The sequence below is a fragment of the Kordia sp. E genome, from assembly GCF_056033805.1.
In genome coordinates this window covers 422,612-441,278 of sequence record NZ_JBRASR010000004.1, presented here as the reverse complement: position 1 = coordinate 441,278, position 18,667 = coordinate 422,612, and the positions used below count along the sequence as shown (strand labels likewise).

The 18,667-nt window shown below is 30.5% G+C and carries 22 protein-coding genes; 7 read left to right on the top strand and 15 right to left on the bottom strand.

Features of this window, described 5'->3' with window-relative positions; all coding sequences use genetic code 11:
* Positions 1-67 precede the first annotated feature (67 nt).
* The 5 genes from ACUUYC_RS21465 to ACUUYC_RS21445 form a co-directional block, all read right to left on the bottom strand.
* Positions 68-682 (bottom strand): IMPACT family protein, encoded by a 615-nt coding sequence (locus tag ACUUYC_RS21465; RefSeq protein WP_474269260.1) that lies wholly within the window; start codon positions 680-682, stop codon positions 68-70.
* Between the two features lie 267 nt (positions 683-949).
* Complete coding sequence (locus ACUUYC_RS21460; RefSeq protein ID WP_474269258.1) at positions 950-1,819, bottom strand: EamA family transporter; 870 nt, start codon at positions 1,817-1,819, stop codon at positions 950-952.
* Positions 1,816-2,430, bottom strand: a complete 615-nt coding sequence (locus ACUUYC_RS21455) for an HAD-IA family hydrolase (protein WP_474269256.1) — start codon at positions 2,428-2,430, stop codon at positions 1,816-1,818. The genes ACUUYC_RS21460 and ACUUYC_RS21455 overlap by 4 nt, the downstream gene beginning before the upstream one ends.
* The gene (gene ribD / locus ACUUYC_RS21450) at positions 2,423-3,469 is read right to left on the bottom strand and encodes a bifunctional diaminohydroxyphosphoribosylaminopyrimidine deaminase/5-amino-6-(5-phosphoribosylamino)uracil reductase RibD (protein WP_474269254.1); all 1,047 of its coding nucleotides are present in this window, start codon (positions 3,467-3,469) and stop codon (positions 2,423-2,425) included. Before ribD ends, ACUUYC_RS21455 begins: the two co-directional genes overlap by 8 nt.
* Entirely contained in the window at positions 3,469-3,930 is a 462-nt protein-coding gene (locus ACUUYC_RS21445; RefSeq protein WP_474269253.1) for an LEA type 2 family protein, read from the bottom strand. Before ACUUYC_RS21445 ends, ribD begins: the two co-directional genes overlap by 1 nt.
* A gap of 190 nt (positions 3,931-4,120) precedes the next feature.
* Between ACUUYC_RS21445 and ACUUYC_RS21440 the strand changes: the two genes are divergently transcribed.
* The 6 genes from ACUUYC_RS21440 to ACUUYC_RS21415 all read left to right on the top strand — a co-directional run bounded on the left by ACUUYC_RS21440 (position 4,121) and on the right by ACUUYC_RS21415 (position 8,179).
* On the top strand, positions 4,121-4,696 hold the full coding sequence (locus tag ACUUYC_RS21440; protein ID WP_474269250.1) for a pentapeptide repeat-containing protein: 576 nt from the start codon (positions 4,121-4,123) through the stop codon (positions 4,694-4,696).
* Entirely contained in the window at positions 4,696-5,175 is a 480-nt protein-coding gene (locus ACUUYC_RS21435; protein WP_474269247.1) for a GNAT family N-acetyltransferase, read from the top strand. Before ACUUYC_RS21440 ends, ACUUYC_RS21435 begins: the two co-directional genes overlap by 1 nt.
* Positions 5,176-5,339: 164 nt before the next feature.
* Positions 5,340-6,221, top strand: a complete 882-nt coding sequence (gene prmC, locus ACUUYC_RS21430) for a peptide chain release factor N(5)-glutamine methyltransferase (protein WP_474269244.1) — start codon at positions 5,340-5,342, stop codon at positions 6,219-6,221.
* 299 nt (positions 6,222-6,520) lie between these two features.
* The gene (locus ACUUYC_RS21425) at positions 6,521-6,973 is read left to right on the top strand and encodes a hypothetical protein (RefSeq protein ID WP_474269241.1); all 453 of its coding nucleotides are present in this window, start codon (positions 6,521-6,523) and stop codon (positions 6,971-6,973) included.
* 250 nt (positions 6,974-7,223) lie between these two features.
* Positions 7,224-7,790 carry an LOG family protein gene (locus ACUUYC_RS21420; protein ID WP_474269238.1) on the top strand — a complete coding sequence of 189 codons (567 nt, stop codon included), beginning with the start codon at positions 7,224-7,226 and terminating at the stop codon, positions 7,788-7,790.
* Positions 7,791-7,972: 182 nt separating this feature from the next.
* Positions 7,973-8,179 (top strand): class I lanthipeptide, encoded by a 207-nt coding sequence (locus tag ACUUYC_RS21415; protein WP_474269235.1) that lies wholly within the window; start codon positions 7,973-7,975, stop codon positions 8,177-8,179.
* Between the two features lie 181 nt (positions 8,180-8,360).
* On the opposite strand, the gene ACUUYC_RS21410 is transcribed toward ACUUYC_RS21415, so the two are convergent.
* Together ACUUYC_RS21410 and ACUUYC_RS21405 are read right to left on the bottom strand one after the other, a co-directional pair.
* The gene (locus ACUUYC_RS21410) at positions 8,361-8,882 is read right to left on the bottom strand and encodes a hypothetical protein (protein ID WP_474269232.1); all 522 of its coding nucleotides are present in this window, start codon (positions 8,880-8,882) and stop codon (positions 8,361-8,363) included.
* Between the two features lie 82 nt (positions 8,883-8,964).
* Positions 8,965-10,989, bottom strand: a complete 2,025-nt coding sequence (locus ACUUYC_RS21405) for a tetratricopeptide repeat-containing sensor histidine kinase (protein WP_474269230.1) — start codon at positions 10,987-10,989, stop codon at positions 8,965-8,967.
* Between the two features lie 171 nt (positions 10,990-11,160).
* Between ACUUYC_RS21405 and ACUUYC_RS21400 the strand changes: the two genes are divergently transcribed.
* Positions 11,161-11,376 (top strand): hypothetical protein, encoded by a 216-nt coding sequence (locus ACUUYC_RS21400; protein ID WP_474269228.1) that lies wholly within the window; start codon positions 11,161-11,163, stop codon positions 11,374-11,376.
* A 233-nt stretch (positions 11,377-11,609) separates the two neighbouring features.
* Here the strand turns inward: ACUUYC_RS21400 and ACUUYC_RS21395 are convergent, their stop codons facing one another.
* The 8 genes from ACUUYC_RS21395 to ACUUYC_RS21360 all read right to left on the bottom strand — a co-directional run bounded on the left by ACUUYC_RS21395 (position 11,610) and on the right by ACUUYC_RS21360 (position 18,563).
* On the bottom strand, positions 11,610-12,446 hold the full coding sequence (locus ACUUYC_RS21395; RefSeq protein WP_474269225.1) for a lysostaphin resistance A-like protein: 837 nt from the start codon (positions 12,444-12,446) through the stop codon (positions 11,610-11,612).
* Between the two features lie 197 nt (positions 12,447-12,643).
* Entirely contained in the window at positions 12,644-13,336 is a 693-nt protein-coding gene (locus tag ACUUYC_RS21390) for a hypothetical protein (protein WP_474269223.1), read from the bottom strand.
* Between the two features lie 214 nt (positions 13,337-13,550).
* A complete protein-coding gene (locus tag ACUUYC_RS21385) occupies positions 13,551-14,300 on the bottom strand; it encodes a glycosyltransferase family protein (RefSeq protein WP_474269220.1) in 750 nt (249 codons plus the stop codon).
* A 498-nt stretch (positions 14,301-14,798) separates the two neighbouring features.
* Positions 14,799-15,602 carry a GNAT family N-acetyltransferase gene (locus ACUUYC_RS21380; protein WP_474269217.1) on the bottom strand — a complete coding sequence of 268 codons (804 nt, stop codon included), beginning with the start codon at positions 15,600-15,602 and terminating at the stop codon, positions 14,799-14,801.
* Positions 15,571-16,068: a GNAT family N-acetyltransferase gene (locus tag ACUUYC_RS21375; RefSeq protein WP_474269216.1), complete on the bottom strand. Its 498-nt coding sequence runs from the start codon at positions 16,066-16,068 to the stop codon at positions 15,571-15,573. Before ACUUYC_RS21375 ends, ACUUYC_RS21380 begins: the two co-directional genes overlap by 32 nt.
* Positions 16,069-16,175: 107 nt before the next feature.
* Positions 16,176-16,991: a lysostaphin resistance A-like protein gene (locus ACUUYC_RS21370; RefSeq protein WP_474269215.1), complete on the bottom strand. Its 816-nt coding sequence runs from the start codon at positions 16,989-16,991 to the stop codon at positions 16,176-16,178.
* 145 nt (positions 16,992-17,136) lie between these two features.
* Positions 17,137-17,724: a hypothetical protein gene (locus ACUUYC_RS21365; protein ID WP_474269213.1), complete on the bottom strand. Its 588-nt coding sequence runs from the start codon at positions 17,722-17,724 to the stop codon at positions 17,137-17,139.
* 209 nt (positions 17,725-17,933) lie between these two features.
* Positions 17,934-18,563 (bottom strand): hypothetical protein, encoded by a 630-nt coding sequence (locus tag ACUUYC_RS21360; RefSeq protein ID WP_474269211.1) that lies wholly within the window; start codon positions 18,561-18,563, stop codon positions 17,934-17,936.
* Positions 18,564-18,667 lie beyond the last annotated feature (104 nt).

Genomic DNA, 18,667 nt, shown 5'->3' with positions numbered 1-18,667 from the left:
CAATCTTGATACTGTAATAAATCTAATTAGATAAATAAAAGATATAGAGGTTTTGGATTGAGAATGATCAATCCAACTCCTTAATCTGAATTTCGTACAAATTCTCAAACAATTCAAAAATCTGTTGTGCATCTTTTTGACGTACAGAAATGGTAATTCTACAATCCATTTCTAGTTTTTGAGCAATGATATTTAAGTTTCGCTCTTTTACAACACGCATCACTTTGTTCATATTCTTATAATCAAATACGAGTAAATAATCAATGTTGATTGTTTTCTCCAAAATTTCAGAAGCTTCTAACGCCATTTGTGCGCCTGTACGATATGCATTGATCAATCCGCCAACGCCCAATTTTGTTCCACCGAAATAACGAACGACAACAATTAGTATATCCGTCACATCAAATGATTGAATTTGTCCGTAAATCGGCATTCCTGCACTATTGGAAGGTTCACCATCATCATTGGCTCTAAAACGAACTGGTTCAGTTTTACCAAATTGCCATGCATAACACCAATGTCGCGCAGAATGATGACTTTTTTTCAACGCTTCTAAATGTGTTTTTACATCATCTTCATTAAACACAGGAAATGCATAGCCAAAGAATTTACTATTTCTGTCTTTAAACAAAACTTCTTCTGAAGGAATATCAATGGTTTTATAGGTATCTTTTATTTCCAATGTTTATGAGTTTATAGTATTCGTTACTAATAAAATTGTTAGATTCTTAAGAAATTTATAGCTTTTTATTTTCTTTTTCTTTGTTCGCCCAAAGAAAAGAAACAAAAGAAAAGGCGCTTTTTCCAGAGGTGTTTTTAGCTGAAAAAGCTAAAATCGTAATTATTTTTCTAAATTTTCTCCAAGGCTTCAAAAATTCTTAACGAAAAATAATTACTACACTGCGGAAAAAGAAAACAGTGCGTTTAATTTTTACATCAAAATTAAGAATTACAACTGTTGCGCAGAAACCGCAATCATCGCAATACTTATAATTGCAATGGCAATTCCAATCCAGTTTTTTAAAATTAGTTTTTCTTTAAAAAACAGTATTCCAAATATAGTCGATAACATTACAATCGCCACATTATTAATTGGGAAAACCGTAGAACTGTCGCCAACATGCTCAGGCTGTAATGCTTTTAATAGAAAAACAATAGAGTAGAAGTTTGGTATTCCAAGTAAAATTCCGCCAAGGATGGTTTTTCCTGTAATCTTAAAATCGCGACGAATAGTAATAACAACGACTCCAATAATAAATGCACAACCAAAGATAGCTGCAGAGAAAATTGACGTTTCTCCTTCGGCAACATATGTTTTTTCAACATATTTAATAGTTGTGTCAATAACACCAGAACCTATAAATAGTAATGCTGGAAAGAGTAGTTTTTTACGATCAAACGAACCACCATTTTCTTTTACAGTTGTTAGATAAACTGCTAATAATGCCAAAATGATTCCAGCTATTTTCAATAAACTTAAGTGTTCATTATAAACTATAACAGCAAAAATTACAGGAACTACGACAGACATTTTTCCAGCTACGGAAGCTACGGAAAGTCCATTTCGTTGTGCGGTAAGTGCCATTAAGATGAAAATCGAAATAAATAACATTCCTAAAATTACAGCACCAATAATCCAAGGTCGTTGCGACATTTCTGTAATTGTAATTCCGTTTCCATAAAAGAAAAATCCGCAAATAAATGCTACGAAGTAGTTGACAACAATTGCTTGAAACGTATTGACTTGATATGTATCAAACAGTTTAAAGATGACAAATAACAAGCTTGAAATACAAATACTAAGAATGAGGTAAATCAAAATAACTCCTTTTTATGTGTAAACAAATCAACAACATCTTGTTCTCCAGGAATTAAATTCCAAACATGAATTCCTAGTTTTGCAGCAGCATCTGTGTTTTCCTTTGTATCATCAATAAATAAGGTTTCGGAAGCTTTTAAATTGTTTTCACGTAATACAAACTCATAAATATTGGCATCAGGTTTTCGTAAATTGATTTCATGCGAAAGGTAAAACTGCTCAAAACAAGCTGCGAATTCGTTGTATAATTCCATTCCCCAATCTTGCTGAATCCACGAAATATGTAAATCATTCGTATTACTTAGCAATAACAAACGATAGGTTTTGTCTTTGGCTAATTGCTTGATGAATTCCAAACGCTGTTTCGGGAAGTCTAGTAAAATAGCATTCCAGGCATCAATTAATGCTTCTTTCGTTGTATGTGGAAACTCTTTATGGTAAAAATCTACAAACGCTTCTGTAGTCATCAAACCTTTTTCGTAGGCTTGATTCTTTTCCATCATTTCGGGTGTAAAATCTTGAATGCCCAATTTGTTCAATTCATGCGCAGTTGCAGGTTTATCCAAATTGATAAAAATATCGCCGTAATCGAAAAGTAAGTTTTTAATCATTTATATAAATGTCTAACGAATTGTCTAAAATATGTTGTGTTGCTTGTAATTTTCCTTCTAGTTGTGGCGCTTCAATTCCTTGCTGAAACGATACATTTCCTTTAAAAACGCGTGCTTCATCCCATAAATTACTGTCAATAAACGTTTGCAAGGTTTGTTTTCCACCTTCAATAATCACAGATTGCAATTCATGTTTGTATAAAACGGCACAGATTTGTTTGGCTATATTTTGCGAGAAATCAATGGTTTCAAAAACTAAATTTTTGTGTGATTCTCTATGTTGTTCCGTCAGTACAATTGTTTTTATAGTTTGATCAAACAATGCATACTCTTGTGGAATTCGTAATGATTTATCCAACACAATTCGCACAGGACTTTTTCCATGCCAATCACGTGTATTTAGTTTAGGATTGTCTGTAATTGCTGTATTTGTTCCAACGAGAATAGCTTGTTCTTCACTTCGCCATTTATGTACTAATTGACGCGAAAACTTGTTTGTGATCCAATTGGGTTGCACAGGATCATTTTCATGTCGAATCTTATCAATAAAACCATCTTGCGTTGCTGCCCATTTTAGAATAATATAGGGACGTTTGTGTTCATGAAATGTAAAAAACCGTTTGTTTGAAGCAATACATTCTGCTTCCAAAATACCTAAAGTCACTTCACAGCCAGAATTCTGAAGCCTAGCGATACCTTTTCCAGCTACTTTTGCAAAAGGATCAATAGTTCCAATCACAACTTTAGGAATTTGATGTTTGATGATTAAATCGCTACACGGTGGCGTTTTTCCAAAATGACTACACGGTTCAAGTGAAACATAAATAGTTGCTTCTTTCAATAACGATTTGTCTTTTACTGAATGAATTGCGTTTACTTCTGCATGATTTCCACCATACGCACTTGTATAACCTTCACCAATAATAACATCATTATGTACAATGACAGCGCCAACCGAAGGGTTTGGTATTGCGGCTTGTAAACCATTAGCAGCCAGTTGTAAACAACGCTGCATATATGTTTCGTGACTATGTTGCATTACATTTTTATCTTCACGTCTTCTGTTCTGTCAATTTCATAGTCATATGAAAAGCCAAACGTACTGTAGGTAATTGTTCCTTTGTATTGTATTTTCATTTTCTGATCGAGAAAGCTACTTAAAATACCTCCTAAAAGACCGTTTTTATTCTTTTCTAACACTTCTTTTGTTGGAATGATCACTTTTAATGGAATTGAAAATTCTTCTCGTGCAGGAACTTTAAACGATTCCGAACTTACATGTGCAATAGAAACATCGTTTACAAAAACTTCGATTCCTTTGCTTTCCAAACTTCCACCAACATCATTCTTATTAATAAAATACGCGTCAGCTTTTAGTTCAATAACATCAAGTGTTGCATTTACAACTTCTACATTATCAACCTTTACAAATAATGGTTTTTCTTTGACTTTGCAACTCACAATGAGTAATACAATTGGAATAATGATGAGTTTTTTCATATGTTTTATTTTTTAAATTTTCTCGATATGATTTTCTAGTTTCATTTCAAAAACCATTCGAAAAGATGTTTGTGGCTAATAATTATAAACCAACTACAAGCAACGAAGAACAAACAATGATATTTCAGCCAAAATCAGTATCTTCACAGCATCGCAAAACTACATAATTTCTATCTGAAGCGAACATAAAATGAGTCAAGAATTCTATCACGATCAAGTTTTTAAAAATATCGATTATACACAAAGTCCGTTCCCGAAAGGAGAATATGACAATTGTACGTTTATCGATTGTAAGTTTGAAGCTGTGTATTTATCAACAATAACATTTTTAGAATGTACATTTGATACCTGTGATATGACAAATGCAAAAGTGAAAAGTACATCATTTAATGAAGTCGATTTTGTGAATTGCAAATTGCTTGGTATAGATTTTAGTGTATGTAATAATTTTTTGTTTTCGGCAACGTTTCAGGATTGTAAGTTGGAATTAGCTTCGTTTGCCGAATTAAAAATTAAGCAAACAACTTTTAGAACGTCTAATTTGCGAGAAGTGGATTTTACAGGAACGAATTTGGAGAATTCTATATTTGATGATTGCGATTTGACAGCTGCTATTTTTGAGAATACAAATTTAGAGAAAGCAGATTTGAGTTCGGCATACAATTACACAATCGATCCAAGTTTAAATCAATTGAAAAAGGCGAAGTTTTCACGCTCAGAAATTCATGGTTTATTAAAAAAGTATGATATAAAAATTACATCTTAATGGTTATTAGAGAAATACAACAGAAAGACAACAAAGAAGCTGCAACGTTTATTAGAGCGGCTTTTCCTGAGTTTGAAATTCCGAAAATTGGCACAGCATACGAAGATCCTGAAACGGACGCTATGTTTGAAGCGTATCAAGGTGAACGTGAAGTGTATTATGTAATTGAAGAAGATGGAGAAGTAGTTGGTGGTGCAGGAATAAAGCAATTGCGAGATAATACAGACAATGTGTGCGAATTGCAGAAAATGTACTTTTTGACAAAAACTAGAGGAAAAGGATACGGAAAGCAAATGTTTGCAAAGTGTTTAGAAGCTGCAAAAGATTTTGGATATGATCAATGCTATTTGGAATCGGCTTCACAGTTAAAAGCTGCGATACACATTTATGAATCGTTTGGATTTACACATTTAGATGGACCTTTAGGAAATACAGGACATTATTCATGTGGCGTTTGGATGTTGAAAGAGTTATCTTAAATTTGGTATTAAATTGCTTCGCTTTTTGGTATTTGAAATTGTAAAGTTTAAATGTTGAATTTTAAATAAAAAAGAATTCTTTAACCCAAAACCCAAAACCCAAAACCCAAAACCCAAAACCCAAAACCCAAAACCCAAAACCCAAAACCCAAAACCCAAAACCCTTGAGATTAAAAGATATACAAAACATATTTCATAATGAATTAGATGAAATCTATGGAAAAGATGAGGTGAATAGCTTTTTCTTTATGTTGACGGAAGCCTATTTTAATTTGGAACGTTTTGCACTGGCGTTAGATCCTGAATATACAATTACAAAAGAACAAGAAACTCTTTTGTTTGCGGCATTGAGTGAATTGAAACTTCAAAAGCCAATTCAACATATTCTTGGAAAAGCACATTTTTTCGGTTTAGAATTTTGTGTAAATGAACACACGTTGATTCCACGACCAGAAACGGAAGAATTGGTACAATGGATTTTGGATACTGTAAAAAGTGATTCAGCTACTAAAAACCTTAGAATTTTAGATATTGGAACTGGAAGTGGTTGTATTCCGATCGCACTAAAAAAGAATCTTCCAGAAGCTATAATTACTGCAATTGATATTTCGGAAGAAGCATTAAAAATTGCACGAGAAAATGCTAAAACGAATGAAGTTGAAATTCAATTTGTACAAGCAGATGTTTTACAACTTGAAGATTTAAATCTTCAACAGCAAAATCCTCAATTGTTTGATATCATTGTGTCCAATCCTCCATATGTGCGAAATTTGGAGAAAGAAATGATGCATAAAAATGTATTGGAATTTGAACCAGAGTCTGCATTGTTTGTGGACGATCATGATCCACTAATTTTTTATGATAAAATAGCTAATCTCGCGAAAGCGAACTTACAGTCAAACGGAAGTTTATACTTTGAAATCAATCAGTATTTAGGTAAAGAAATGATTGATTTATTACAACAAAAACAGTTTCAAAACATAGAAATAAAGAAAGATATTTTCGGCGTGGACCGAATGACGAAAGCTGTTAAGTCAGATAAATAGAATTTCTGAGTAGTTCTCGATACATCAAATCATAGATTTGATACTCGAACTGACGATTTGAGTAATTTTGAATAGAGAATAGAGAATAGAGAATAGAGAATAGAGAACAACGAAACTACAAGAGTTAATTCTAAATGCAGAAGTTTTAATTTCTACAAATAACAAATTTCCTGAACGATTATTTTCTACCAAGTACTTCAGCTTGGTTTTTAAAAACAGGCTTTACAGCGCTGAAAAAAACGAGTGTGTCAATTTACCTTTGGAGTGTATTTAACTAATAACTCTAAAAACAATTTATTATGAGCACATCACTAAAAGTGAAACTAGACGTTTCAAAGAACATGAAAGACACAAATGGAAATCCTATTAAGGTTTACATCCAAGATTGGTATTACGCTTCGCAATCGGATAAAGATAAAAATGATTGGACGGCGTATCGCGAATGTGTATCTGGTCGTACGATTTGTGGTATTCCAATAACTTATGATACAGCGAATCCTATATGCAGTTGTGAAACAAAAGGTTCTGGTTCATGTGCCTTTGATGACAGTAAATGGGCACTTTATTTTTGGGATAATGATTCGGAAATTGAATCAGGTAATATTGGATATGTACATTTCAAAGAAACCTGTGGTACTAGTAAATGGCATGTATCGGGTTCTGGTTCTTATGGAAAATATTCGGTAACTGTAGCAATGGATCCTCATAGTGATACTGAGGCAACAGTGACGATACAACTATTGCCATCGTAATCAATGTACTGTAATCCTAACAAAGATTTAAAACCTATTTTTAGCTAGTTCTCTGGTTATAAATAGGTTTTTTTAATGCGTTACAGATACGTAATCTTTTATCAAATTGAAATCAATTCTAGATTTTGCACAGCGATATAAAATAAGTATTTTCGTTTGTTGTAAATAATGATCAACGAAATAAGTATAAAGTTTAAATGTTGAATCTTAAATAGAAAAGAATTTCTTTACAAAACCCAAAACTCAACATATGAAAAGTATCGCCATTTATTGCGGAAGTAGTTTAGGAAACGATCCAAAAATTGTAGCTGACGCTGTTGAATTATCTGAAACGTTAGCAAAACAAAATATCACCTTAATATATGGTGGAGCTCAAGTAGGTATTATGGGAGTTATTGCAAATACAGTATTGGAAAACAATGGAAAAGTGATTGGTGTTATTCCTGAGTTTTTGAAACGAAAAGAAATTGTACATCATGGAATTACAACGTTGCATACCACAAAAACGATGGTAGAACGTAAGATGAAAATGATAGAACTTGCAGAAGGTTTTATAGCGCTTCCTGGTGGATTTGGTACAATGGAAGAACTATTTGAAGTAATTACGGCATTACAATTAGCGCAAATTTCACATCCAGTTGCGATTTTGAATAGTAACGGTTATTATGACGAACTGATTGCTATGATGCAAACCATGATGCAAAAAGGATTGCTGAAAGAGAAAAACTTCGATATGTTGATTATAGAAGCAGATGTTTCAACATTATTAGATCGTATGCAAAACTTTGTGCCGACATCAACGCCAAAATGGTTGTAAAGTGAACATTGAGCGCTTATTTAAAAGTACTACATAACCGATTTCTAAATGACTTCAACCAAACTCTAAATGATTATGACCACTTAGCCAGAAACGCTTTTTTTTGATAGAATAGATGCTAAATTTATGTCAAGATTGACTTCAATATTGGAGTCTAATTATAAATCAAAACATAAACTATTATGAAAAAAAGAGTACTAAACGGCAGGCTTTCTCTAAACAAAGCAAAAATTTCAAACTTTAATAGCTCAGAAGTCTTAGGAGGTTATCATCCGGAAACTTATAAATGCCCAACTGAAGAGGACGATTGTAATACTCCAGTTGATAATGATCATAATGACTGGACAACAGTTATTTCTATGATGGCTGGAATGCAATGTGATATGTAATTTTTATTAAGAAGTAATGTAAGTTGTTTTTTGAATATCAAGTAAAAAAAGGCAATCTTATTCGTATGGATATGATTGTCCTTTTTTATTTAACAGCATTTTAAAAATTCTAATACTATTAGAATACATATGAAGTTTTGTTGCGAATGCTACATCAAAATGGATTATGAGTAGAAGCTAATTAATTCTCTTTTTGAACTTTTTTTAAACCTTCAATCTTTGTAATGAAATAACTGTTTTTAGCATTAAAAGCGGTTACAGTTACTTTGTATGTCTGTGTGTTGTGTGTAAAAAATAAATCACCTTTCACGCTTTCAACACCATTTTTTGCTCTTGGCCAATATTGATAACTTATGGCTTCAATCGTATTCCAATCAATCTTAAATGAAGCACCTTTTTCTTTAAGATTTTTATAATCTAATTTTATTCTAGAATCAAAGTTTGTTTTAGTAAGTACAGCAATATTTTCTATAAATTCTTCTTCAAATTGATCCGAATTGCTCTTTACATATTCTTTAAGCTCTTCGTATGTATACAAGCTATTCAGAAATTCTTGTTCGGAAATGTTTTCTATATTTTTCAAAACATTAAAAGCATATGTTCCAATATCGTCAGAAGAAGTTAGTTCTTTTGTTTCATCACATGATATCAATAGAGTAGAAGCAATTACAAAAAGCGCGAAAATATAGTGTACTTTTTTCATTTGTTGAAATCGATTTTTTCGTTGTCAAAGATATAGAAATCGACTGATTTTGTATAATAGAAGTTTCTTTTATTCAAAAATTTTAGATTTCATAAGAAGGTAAGTTCAACATTACTTTTGTTCCAATACAATTTTTTTGATCATCAAAAATATCTTCAATGTTTAAAGTAGCATTGCTTTTTGTCTGTTTATTATAGATTGCCAATCGTTCTTTAACTATATCTCCAGAAATAGAATTGTGTTCTTTAGCATTTTCTTTTCCTTCAATAGTACTTTTAGAATATCCAACTCCATTATCAGTAATGGTACATGAAATCAATTCATCTCCATTTTGTTTGAAATCAACAGAAATTAAACCTCTTGTTTTAGTGTTCATTATACCATGAATAATTGCATTTTCTACAAATGGTTGAATCAACATTGGTGGCACATAGGTAAATTCTTGTTCTAATTCAGACGCAATTGTTAGTTTGAAGTCAAACTTTTCTGAAAAGTTAGATTGTAAGTTTAGATAATTATCAAGCGCTTCAATTTCATCTTGTATGGGAACAAATTCTTCTCTGGAATTTTCTAATGTTGTTCGTAGTAGTCTAGATAATTTTAATATGTACTGTTTCGTTTTTTGCGGTTGAGTATCCGTTGTATGTAGAATAGTGTTTAATGTATTAAACAAAAAATGTGGATTCATCTGTGAACGTAACAATTGTTGTTGCAATACTACTTTTTCATATTTGTTGCGCAATTGACGTTGGTAGTATCTAATCGTTAAAACAATAGAAATTAAAACAATAATTCCGCCGAGCCACCAAAGAATTTGGTAGACTCTTTTGTTTTGTTGTTTATATTTTGTGGCTTCGCCGCCTAGCTTTTCCGCTTCTAACTGTACTTGTGTATATTGTTCTTCAATTTCATCAGTTTCATACTCAATTCGTGCAAATTTGTTTCGCTGTCGACGTTCTTCTAGTAAAGTACTATCGCTAATTTCAATATAACGTCTTAGATATTTCGTACTGTTTTTAGGGTCAACTTTGGCAAGTAAATCATAGGTTTGCAATATATGTCCGGGAAGTTTTTTTTCTAGAGAAAGCCTATTAGCTTCTTTTATAAACCGTAGACTTTTTGCAGTGTCTTTTTGAGCTAAATAATATTCAGAGAGGTGAATCTTATTTATAATGATGCCATAGTGAATGTTTAAACTATCTCGAATATGTAAAGCTTTGTAGAATAAATCAGGAAGTTCTGTATAATCATTTAGTTTAAATTTTGAATATGCAAGATTATCGTTTAGTGTAGCGTATAATCTAGGGTTTTTGTAGTATAAACTATCAAATTTTAAGCCTTGAGTAAAATTTTCAATAGCTAATTTATGTTTATTTTGATTTCTATAAACAATAGCTATATTATTTAAGACACTAGCTTGTTTTACAAATTCTTTAGAATTGTTTATAATATAACTTATGCTAGTATTATGAAATTCTAAAGCTTTTTCATACTCTTTAAAATTATTATAGATTATTCCAAGATTATTATAACATTTATGAATTAATAAGCTATCATTTATAGACTTAGATCTATTTAATATATTTATCGTAGTTAACTCACTATTTGCATAATCTTTCAAATTTTTTTGGACTATTGCAATATTTAAAAGCATGTGTGAAGCTTCCTGTTTCTTATCAATAAAATCATATAGCTTAAATGCTTTACGGTAATAGTAATAAGCACTATCATTTTTATTTGTTTTTTTTTGGAAGCTTCCAAATCTCCAATAACATCTAGCAATGTTAAAAGTATCATTTAGTTTCTTAGCTAACAATAAAGCTCTGGTATTTGACTTTCTTTCTAATGTAGTATCTTTTATTTTTTTAAATCCAATAGTTATTAAAAGATATTGTTCTTTTTTTAAAGAATCACTCTTCTCTTTACCTGCTAAAAAATAGGCTTTATCTAATAATGCCTTTTTCTCATCTAAGTTTAATTCTTTATCCTTCGCTTTCTCAATCCAAGAGACAATACTATCATGTGTTGCTGAGGTTTCTTGTGAAAAGCAAGTTGGAATATGTAAAAAGAGAAATAAAAATATAAGGAGTTTGTGAAAAATGTTCAATGTTTGAATTTTTAGAACTTCTAAAATATCAAATTTTATGATGTCTTTCTAATTATTAAATAACAATACAAATATCTACTATTGTTTAAATGTTAATTACGGGTTTTCCGTAAATGGTTCAAGTTTTAATTTTATAAGATTGTTCTTTATTAACTTTTAAACCATTTAATCATGAAAAAAAAGAACCTTACATCTTTAAGATTAAACAAAACACCTATTTCTAATCTTGATCGTGCTAAAGGAGGCATGCCACCGCCACCGCCACCAGGACTTTCAGATTTATGTTTCACATTTATTCCTGAGATTTGCAATATTCCAACTGGAGATTCACATATTGTTTGTGAAACTCAACAACTTGAATGCCACATTTTCACTTTAGGTTGCTAAAGTATGTATCCTACGAGCGAACTTCGGTTCGCTTTTTTAAGGTTTGTCTCTCAAAACTTAGTCTTTTGCTGAGATACATATTTATGATTAGGCGATCTTGAGGTAGAGTTTTAAAGTTAGCATTTCATTAAATTATATATTAATCATAGTCCAAGTTGCAGGCGTTATTTACTTAATACCGTTAATCAAAAGAAGTGATCAGTATTAAGCATCCCAATTTTATAATTTAATATTTAAAGATTTATTTTTTCGAGAACTTGCTCTTTTTTTATTTTTCGAAGTACTATAAGACCAATAATAAACAATGGTAGAAAAATAAAAAGTGGTACAATAGTAGCTGATATCTGTTCTGCAAGAGTTATTTCTAGTGTAGTTTCTCTATCAATATCTGTAATATTATTTAAGTTTGGAAGCGTACTAAATAAGAAGAAAAAGTTGATGAGTCCATGTGTGATTGCAAGCGGTATTAACTTGTTTGTTTTTAGTAATGCTACTCCAAAAAAGAACCCAATAAAAACAGCATAAATTGATTGTCCGATTACTTGAGGAATGTTATCATTAACTGTTAAGTTTAGTAGATGTGAAGCTCCAAAAAATAAAGCAGGAAATAATACACCTAAAAAGAGGCCATTTTTATGCGCTATGTATTTTTGTATAAAAAGAGGTTGTAAGAACCCTCTAAATATAAACTCCTCTGCGAAACCTACCATTAAGCAAGCAAAAAATATTAACAATAGATTATAGATGCTTATTTGTGTTAGGTCTTTACCTATAAAAGTTATAATGCCTAGTATGAAAAGGTAAAAAGGTATTAAGTTAATGAACTTGAAAGACCATTTATAGTGTGTTGACAAGCCAGCTAATGCCTTCTCTTTTAGGGTATTTATAAGTATCAAGCTAAAAATGAAAATTAATAACATTTTTACTGTTAACACCAAATATTCAATTTGAAAATTTGAGAAATGCACTTCTGAAATGACTTTATCGAATGGTATTTGCATTATCAGACCAATAATGGAAACAATAAGCAATCCTAAAGCAAATGGTGAAATAGCTTTAATATTTAGCATATCTTATTTCAAAGAGATTAATTGTTAGTGTATTAATAAGAGGACGATTCAGTTTAAATATTGTTACTGAAAAGGAATAAAGGTATAGTATTGAAAAGAATGAATTACTAGTTTTCTAGTTGAATAATTTTAAGGATTTAATTCATGCTTAAATTACGTCAACGTTTGATATATGAGCCATTGTTGTAGGCAGTTTTTTAGAAATCGATAAAGTCATCGTTTGTAATTATAATTTCAAATTCAGTTAATTCATTCGTGTTTGTTGCTGGTACAGTAAAGGTTGCTATTTGATAAAGCCCATCAGGTTTTGTTCTGAAAAATCGTATTTGTTCTTCTGTATTTTTATTGGTAAAAATTTGTCTAGTATATTGAACATTCGTTTCGGTTAACCAGTCGGATGACGTAAAAGATGAAAATCCAGGACTAATTCGTATTGAAAGATACTCTACATCTGAGTCTAAAGTAATAAGTAAATTAACAGGATATAAATGTAAAAACTCATAGTTAACCTCTTTGTCATTACCTAAGTCCTCTATTTCTACACGGTCTCTGTAATACGTCCATAATGAATTATCATTTTCATAATCAATAAAATATAAATCTCCTCTTCCACTTGTTATAAAACTTAAATCGTAATAACCATCTGAATCCGTATAAGTAGAGTCTAAAAATTGAACAAAATCATCATTTGGTCCAGGGCTAATTTGCGGTACTGAATTCCATTCACTGATTAAAAGCTTTTGATTACTAACTGGTAAATCGTTTGTATTATCATATATTCTTCCAAAGACTCTAGTTTCAATTCCACCTGCTTCAAACGTGTCTTTACCACAAGATGTAAACATTATTAATGCTATTATTAGTATTGAGAAATTTATAGTGACTTTCATAGTTTTTATTAACTAGATGTGTTTTGATTTAAAAGGTTGCGTTAAATTACCCACAACGTGCTTGTATAAGATTAGTTGCGTGGTTTAAGCACCTAATTTAGCAAATAAAAACGAATAGAAAATCTGCGAGAATTTTTGTAAGTAGGAGCGTACTAGCAATTAATTTTATACGGTATTGTGCGTAGGCTTTTTTTTAGGTTATTGATTTCCGTTATTAATTCCACTTTTTTTGAAATATTTCAGATTGAGCATATGTTATTTCATGTTGTTGCTCAGCTGTTAAAATACTACCTGTATCTCCTAAATGATTATTATGATGATTTACAATAGAATCGGCAACTAAACAATGTGAGATTCCATTTTTTTGTAATTCCATTGCATAATCATTATCACAATACCAGAAAGTAAATTGTTCATCTAATTCGCCTAAGATATCGTAGATTTTTCTTTGTTGAAATATACACCATCCTGCTAATTCACCTCTTATTTGGTAACCTTCAAATATATTTCCGGCATTTGGTGTATTATCACCTTGGGTTTGTGGGCACCATGGTGAGGCAGAAAGGTATTTTGGATTGGCATCCATCACCTCAATTATCTTAGAAGCCCAATTCTTTTCATAAGTCAAATCAGAATTACATAGCACTACATACGGAGAGATACCTTCCTTTCTGCCAATATTCAAATATCTATGATATCCGAAAGGAACAATTGGATGTATTGTAGTTGCAGTATGTCTCTTATAAGTTCGATTAAAATGATCGTAGTTTACATCAGGATTTGATTCAACAATATAAGCATGGAATTGAATATCTTCGCTTTCAGATTTGAATAATGAATCTAAACCATCCTTAGTTACTTGAAGTAGAGAATCATCTTTTGCCCAACTAATTATTATTACGTCTACGTGTTTCATTTTATATTCAGGTATATTTAGAAAAGTTCCTTTTTTAGTTAATGTCATTTTTCAATTCTTAATCCGTAATTCTTGTCGTCCATTAATCAAATCAGCCACAAAAATTGTCGTAATCCGATAGTCGCAACAATTGGATGAGCTACAAAAAACACAAGTATAAATTCCGTTGTAATTTCATTTCCGTTTATAAACTCTTCGATAATTCTAGAAAAAAATTATCCACAAGAAAATAATATAAATCCGAGAGCAATAAATGTAATTTCTCGAATTATTTGACGCAAATAAGCTATTACTTTTAGGTAAGCATAGAAACTTTTTTCTATTCAGACCGAAAGTGAAAATTCGACTGTATTGGTATTGAAAACTTAGTGATTTATTTTTAATGTTTATTGGTTTGTTCAGCTTATACACAACGTGTTTATATAAGATTAGTTGCGTGGTTTAAGCACTAAAGTTAGCAAATAAATCACATATTCAAAGTCCGCGAGGATTTTCGTAAGTAGGCTTGCACTAGCAATAAATTATATACGGTGTTGGCAGTAGTTTTTATCCGCAATACCCACTTCCATATGAGTATATATTATTTGGTATCCACTTATTCTCTTTTCCTAAAATCATTCTTGAGCTTATTTCGCCTTTTATTAATCCTATTTGCTCTAATAGTTTCATTCCATTTTGGTTTTCAACAGGTAATAATGTCCTTTTTCCTTTAGTAGAATGTTTTAGTTTTAATAGTTCAATACCTGCTTTTTTGTCTTTAGATAAAATTAATCCTTGACCGAATTCGGGTAGATAAAACCCTAATAATTCATTATCAGGATTAAAATATCCAAATCCATTATTATGAAATTTATCAATCAAATGAGCCCTGTCCTCTGAATTTGTTTCCAAGTCTAATTTGTAAACGTTTTTTAAATCTGATAATTCTAACTTTCTTATTGAATTAGTATATTTAAAATAATTGTCAACCTTTGAATCAAAACTATGATATTCTGTCAGTTTTCTAAACCCAATTCTTTTATATACACTTTCTCCAAGTTTAGTAGCAATCAATAATTGTGTCTCACATCTCTTATTTTCTAAAAAACTAACAAGAAATTTTGTCATTTCATAACCTAAACCTTTACCTCTATAATTCTTATCTACTATAATATTCCCAAGCCATCCAGTTTTTCCTTTCAGTAAAACATTTCCTGTCCCTACAATTTTATTGTCTTTAAATAATATAAAAGCATAAAAAAAGTCTTCGTTTATAAAGTTTCTTAAAAAAGCTTCATAGTCAAATTGCCATTCAAAAGGAGGAAGCTGATTTAAACCTTTAATATCTGAGTTTTTTAACTCTCTTATCATTCTCGCATTTTTTTAATTCCATATGTAAAGTTGGATAAGGTTTTCCTGAAGAATCCAATTCAGAACGGTTTATAGTTTCAAATCCGCAATGTTTGTAAAATCCGACTGCTTGTTTATTCTGTTCATTTACATCAACTTTTGTTACACCTAATTGGTCAATTGAATAATCTAAAAGTGTTTTTCCGATTCTTTTCCCTCTATATTCAGGGTGAATAAATAACATTTCCAAGTTTTGGTCAGCTACTCCAAGAAAACCAACTATTTTGTTGTCATTATTTCTTATACATTTCAATTCAACCGCATCTAAATAAGTATTTAAAATTAGTGGTTTAAAATATTCAATATCTTCTTCTTTTAGGAAGTGATGCGTTGCTCGAACTGAAGATTCCCAAAGTTTAACTACACTTTCGTATTCTTTTTTTTCTATATTATCTATTTTGTTCGTCATTTTTCTAATTACTGCCAACGTGTTTGTGTATGGTTAGTTGCGTGTTTAAGCAACTAATTTAGTAAACAAAAACGAACGCGAGAAAATTCCGAAGGAATTTTCCAAATAGGCAACGATCAAAGCAATTAATTATACACTTTGTTAGCTGTAGTTATTTTTCTTAACCCAAGTATAACGAGTAATAATCCAAAACATACCACTGTCCAATACATAAATCCAAATTCATACCTATATATCCAACTATAATACTTTTCGCCAAACATGATTAATATTAACCAACTTAAATTTCCGATAAAATGAAGTGTAATAGTATAAATTATTCGTTTAGTTTTAATGTAGATCAGACAACAAATAATTCCAAAAATAAATGTTGGCAATAAGTTTCTATAGCTTGGAAGATGAATTAAGGAAAAGCAAAAACTAGAGATTAAAATTGATGTGTTCAACGTATACTTTTGCGCTAATTTTGTAAACATATGCTTACGAAAAATGATTTCTTCGAATATCGGTGCTACAATTAATGAAGAAATACCAAGATAAACGAGAGTAATATTATCTCTTTCATAATAGGAATATGGCTCAAGAGGAATACTGTTTATTTTATCTAAAATTAATTTAAAGTCAAAGAATGGTCTTTCCATAAATTCTAGTCCAGTAGCAATAATTATTAGATAAATTAGGTGACTTGCTTTTATTGATTTAGTGTTGAATGTTTCTTTATTCCATACCGATGTCACTTTAAAAAATTTGATGACAATAAAATAAGTAATCAAAGTAAACAGAATACTAATTATGCCGATGGTTTGAGATAAAGTTTCAAGAATTTCTATGGAATCATTAGATTCAAAATACAATATGAACAAATGGGTAATTCCGTAGTTCAAGCCATAATCGAATCCAATTATAATAGCAGTAAGTAAGAATGCTTTGTAGATGTTCATTTATAATTACAACGTGTTTGTATAAGATTAGTTGCGTGTTTAAGCACTAAAGTTAGCAAATAAATCACAGATAGAAAGTCCGCGAGGACTTTCGTAAGTAGGCTTTTACCAGCAATTAATTTTATACGTTGTTGGCAATAGTATTTTACTCATTTATTATTGGTTCATAAGGAATTCCGAAAAGTCCATTTGATAAAGTAATTATGAATTCTTCTTTATGTTCAATTTTTGAATAATCATTTTTGCCCATAAATATTCCGTCAACATCATCTTCGTATGATTTATCTTTAATTCTCCCACGAACTTCATATTTATTTTCAGATTTAATAACCCAAGGTCCAGATTTCGTTAATTCTCCATTGGTTGTTACGGTGAATGTACTCATAACGAAATTTTTATTCACAGTTTCGTTTTTTGATATTCTGTTCGTTTTCAGAGCAATAGTAGTTAATAAGTCAGAAGTCAAATTCAAAATCAGATAGCTTGTAATTCCAATGTATCCTATGTAAATAACTTTAGACCATTTTCCACCATTAAATTCAGATTTATGAAAAGCAATGATGAATGCTAAAACAATGGATAATAAAATTGAGATCGGCAAAATAGAACTGCGTAATTCGGATATATCACTTTTCAAGTATAATTCAGATTCTTTAGGCAAAAAATAAAAGCTACTCAAAAGTGAAGTGAGAAGAAATGCAATTGCAATTATTATTCTGGTTCGTCTTTTCATATTATTGCCAACGGTATTGTGTATGAAACGTAGCGTGTAAAAAGATACTAATTTTTCGGATTAACACAGAGCCGAATTTTTATATTTTATTTTTAATTTCTCTCTTTTAAAAACCAAATTAAAAATTTGGCGGACTTTATAAATATATACAAACCTTTCGGTTAAGCACTTATTAGCTATGTTTTATACACCGTGTTACCCGTAGTTTTTTACTTCCAGAATTCCCACCATTTATCATTCTTATTGTTTAACATTTTTCCTTTATCATCTTTGGTAAGGTCAATATTTATAGTTCCTTTTTCTTCAACTTCCCAAATTTTTGTGTTCGATAAATTGATGTTATTTAAATTTACAAAAGACTCTGCCTTTGTCAATAAAATCTCATTTTTTAGAGCATTCCATTTTTCAACTGTGTTTTTATCACTTTCTATTTCAAATCTTCGATTAAAAAGATTTCTCATATCTGGTGTTTCTGACTCAATATTAATATACAGGTTAGTAATTCTTTCTTTTTCTTTCTCATCATTAATAGAATCAAGGAATTCAATTAGTATTTTTTTTCTTTCATTATATGACAATCTTGGTATTTCAATTATTTCTTTATCATCATTTTCTATTCTTTGTATTCTCTTAACTATGCTGTTTTCATTTTGGTTAGAATATGTCGTGGTGGTATTTTTAGCTATTTCTAAATCTTCATCGAGCATAAAGTAATCAGTAGCCAAAATAGAAAAAAACTCATTATTATTTTTGTCTAAATAAAAGACTTCATTCAGGCTGAATGGAGATTGAGATATTCCAATCATTAACCAATTTAATATTTGATTTTCGTTTGTCATCTAATTACTGGTAACGTGTTTGTATATGGTTTGTTGCGTATTTAAGCACTAAATTTAGCAAATATAAACCGAATAGAAAATCCGCAAGGATTTTCGTAAGTAGG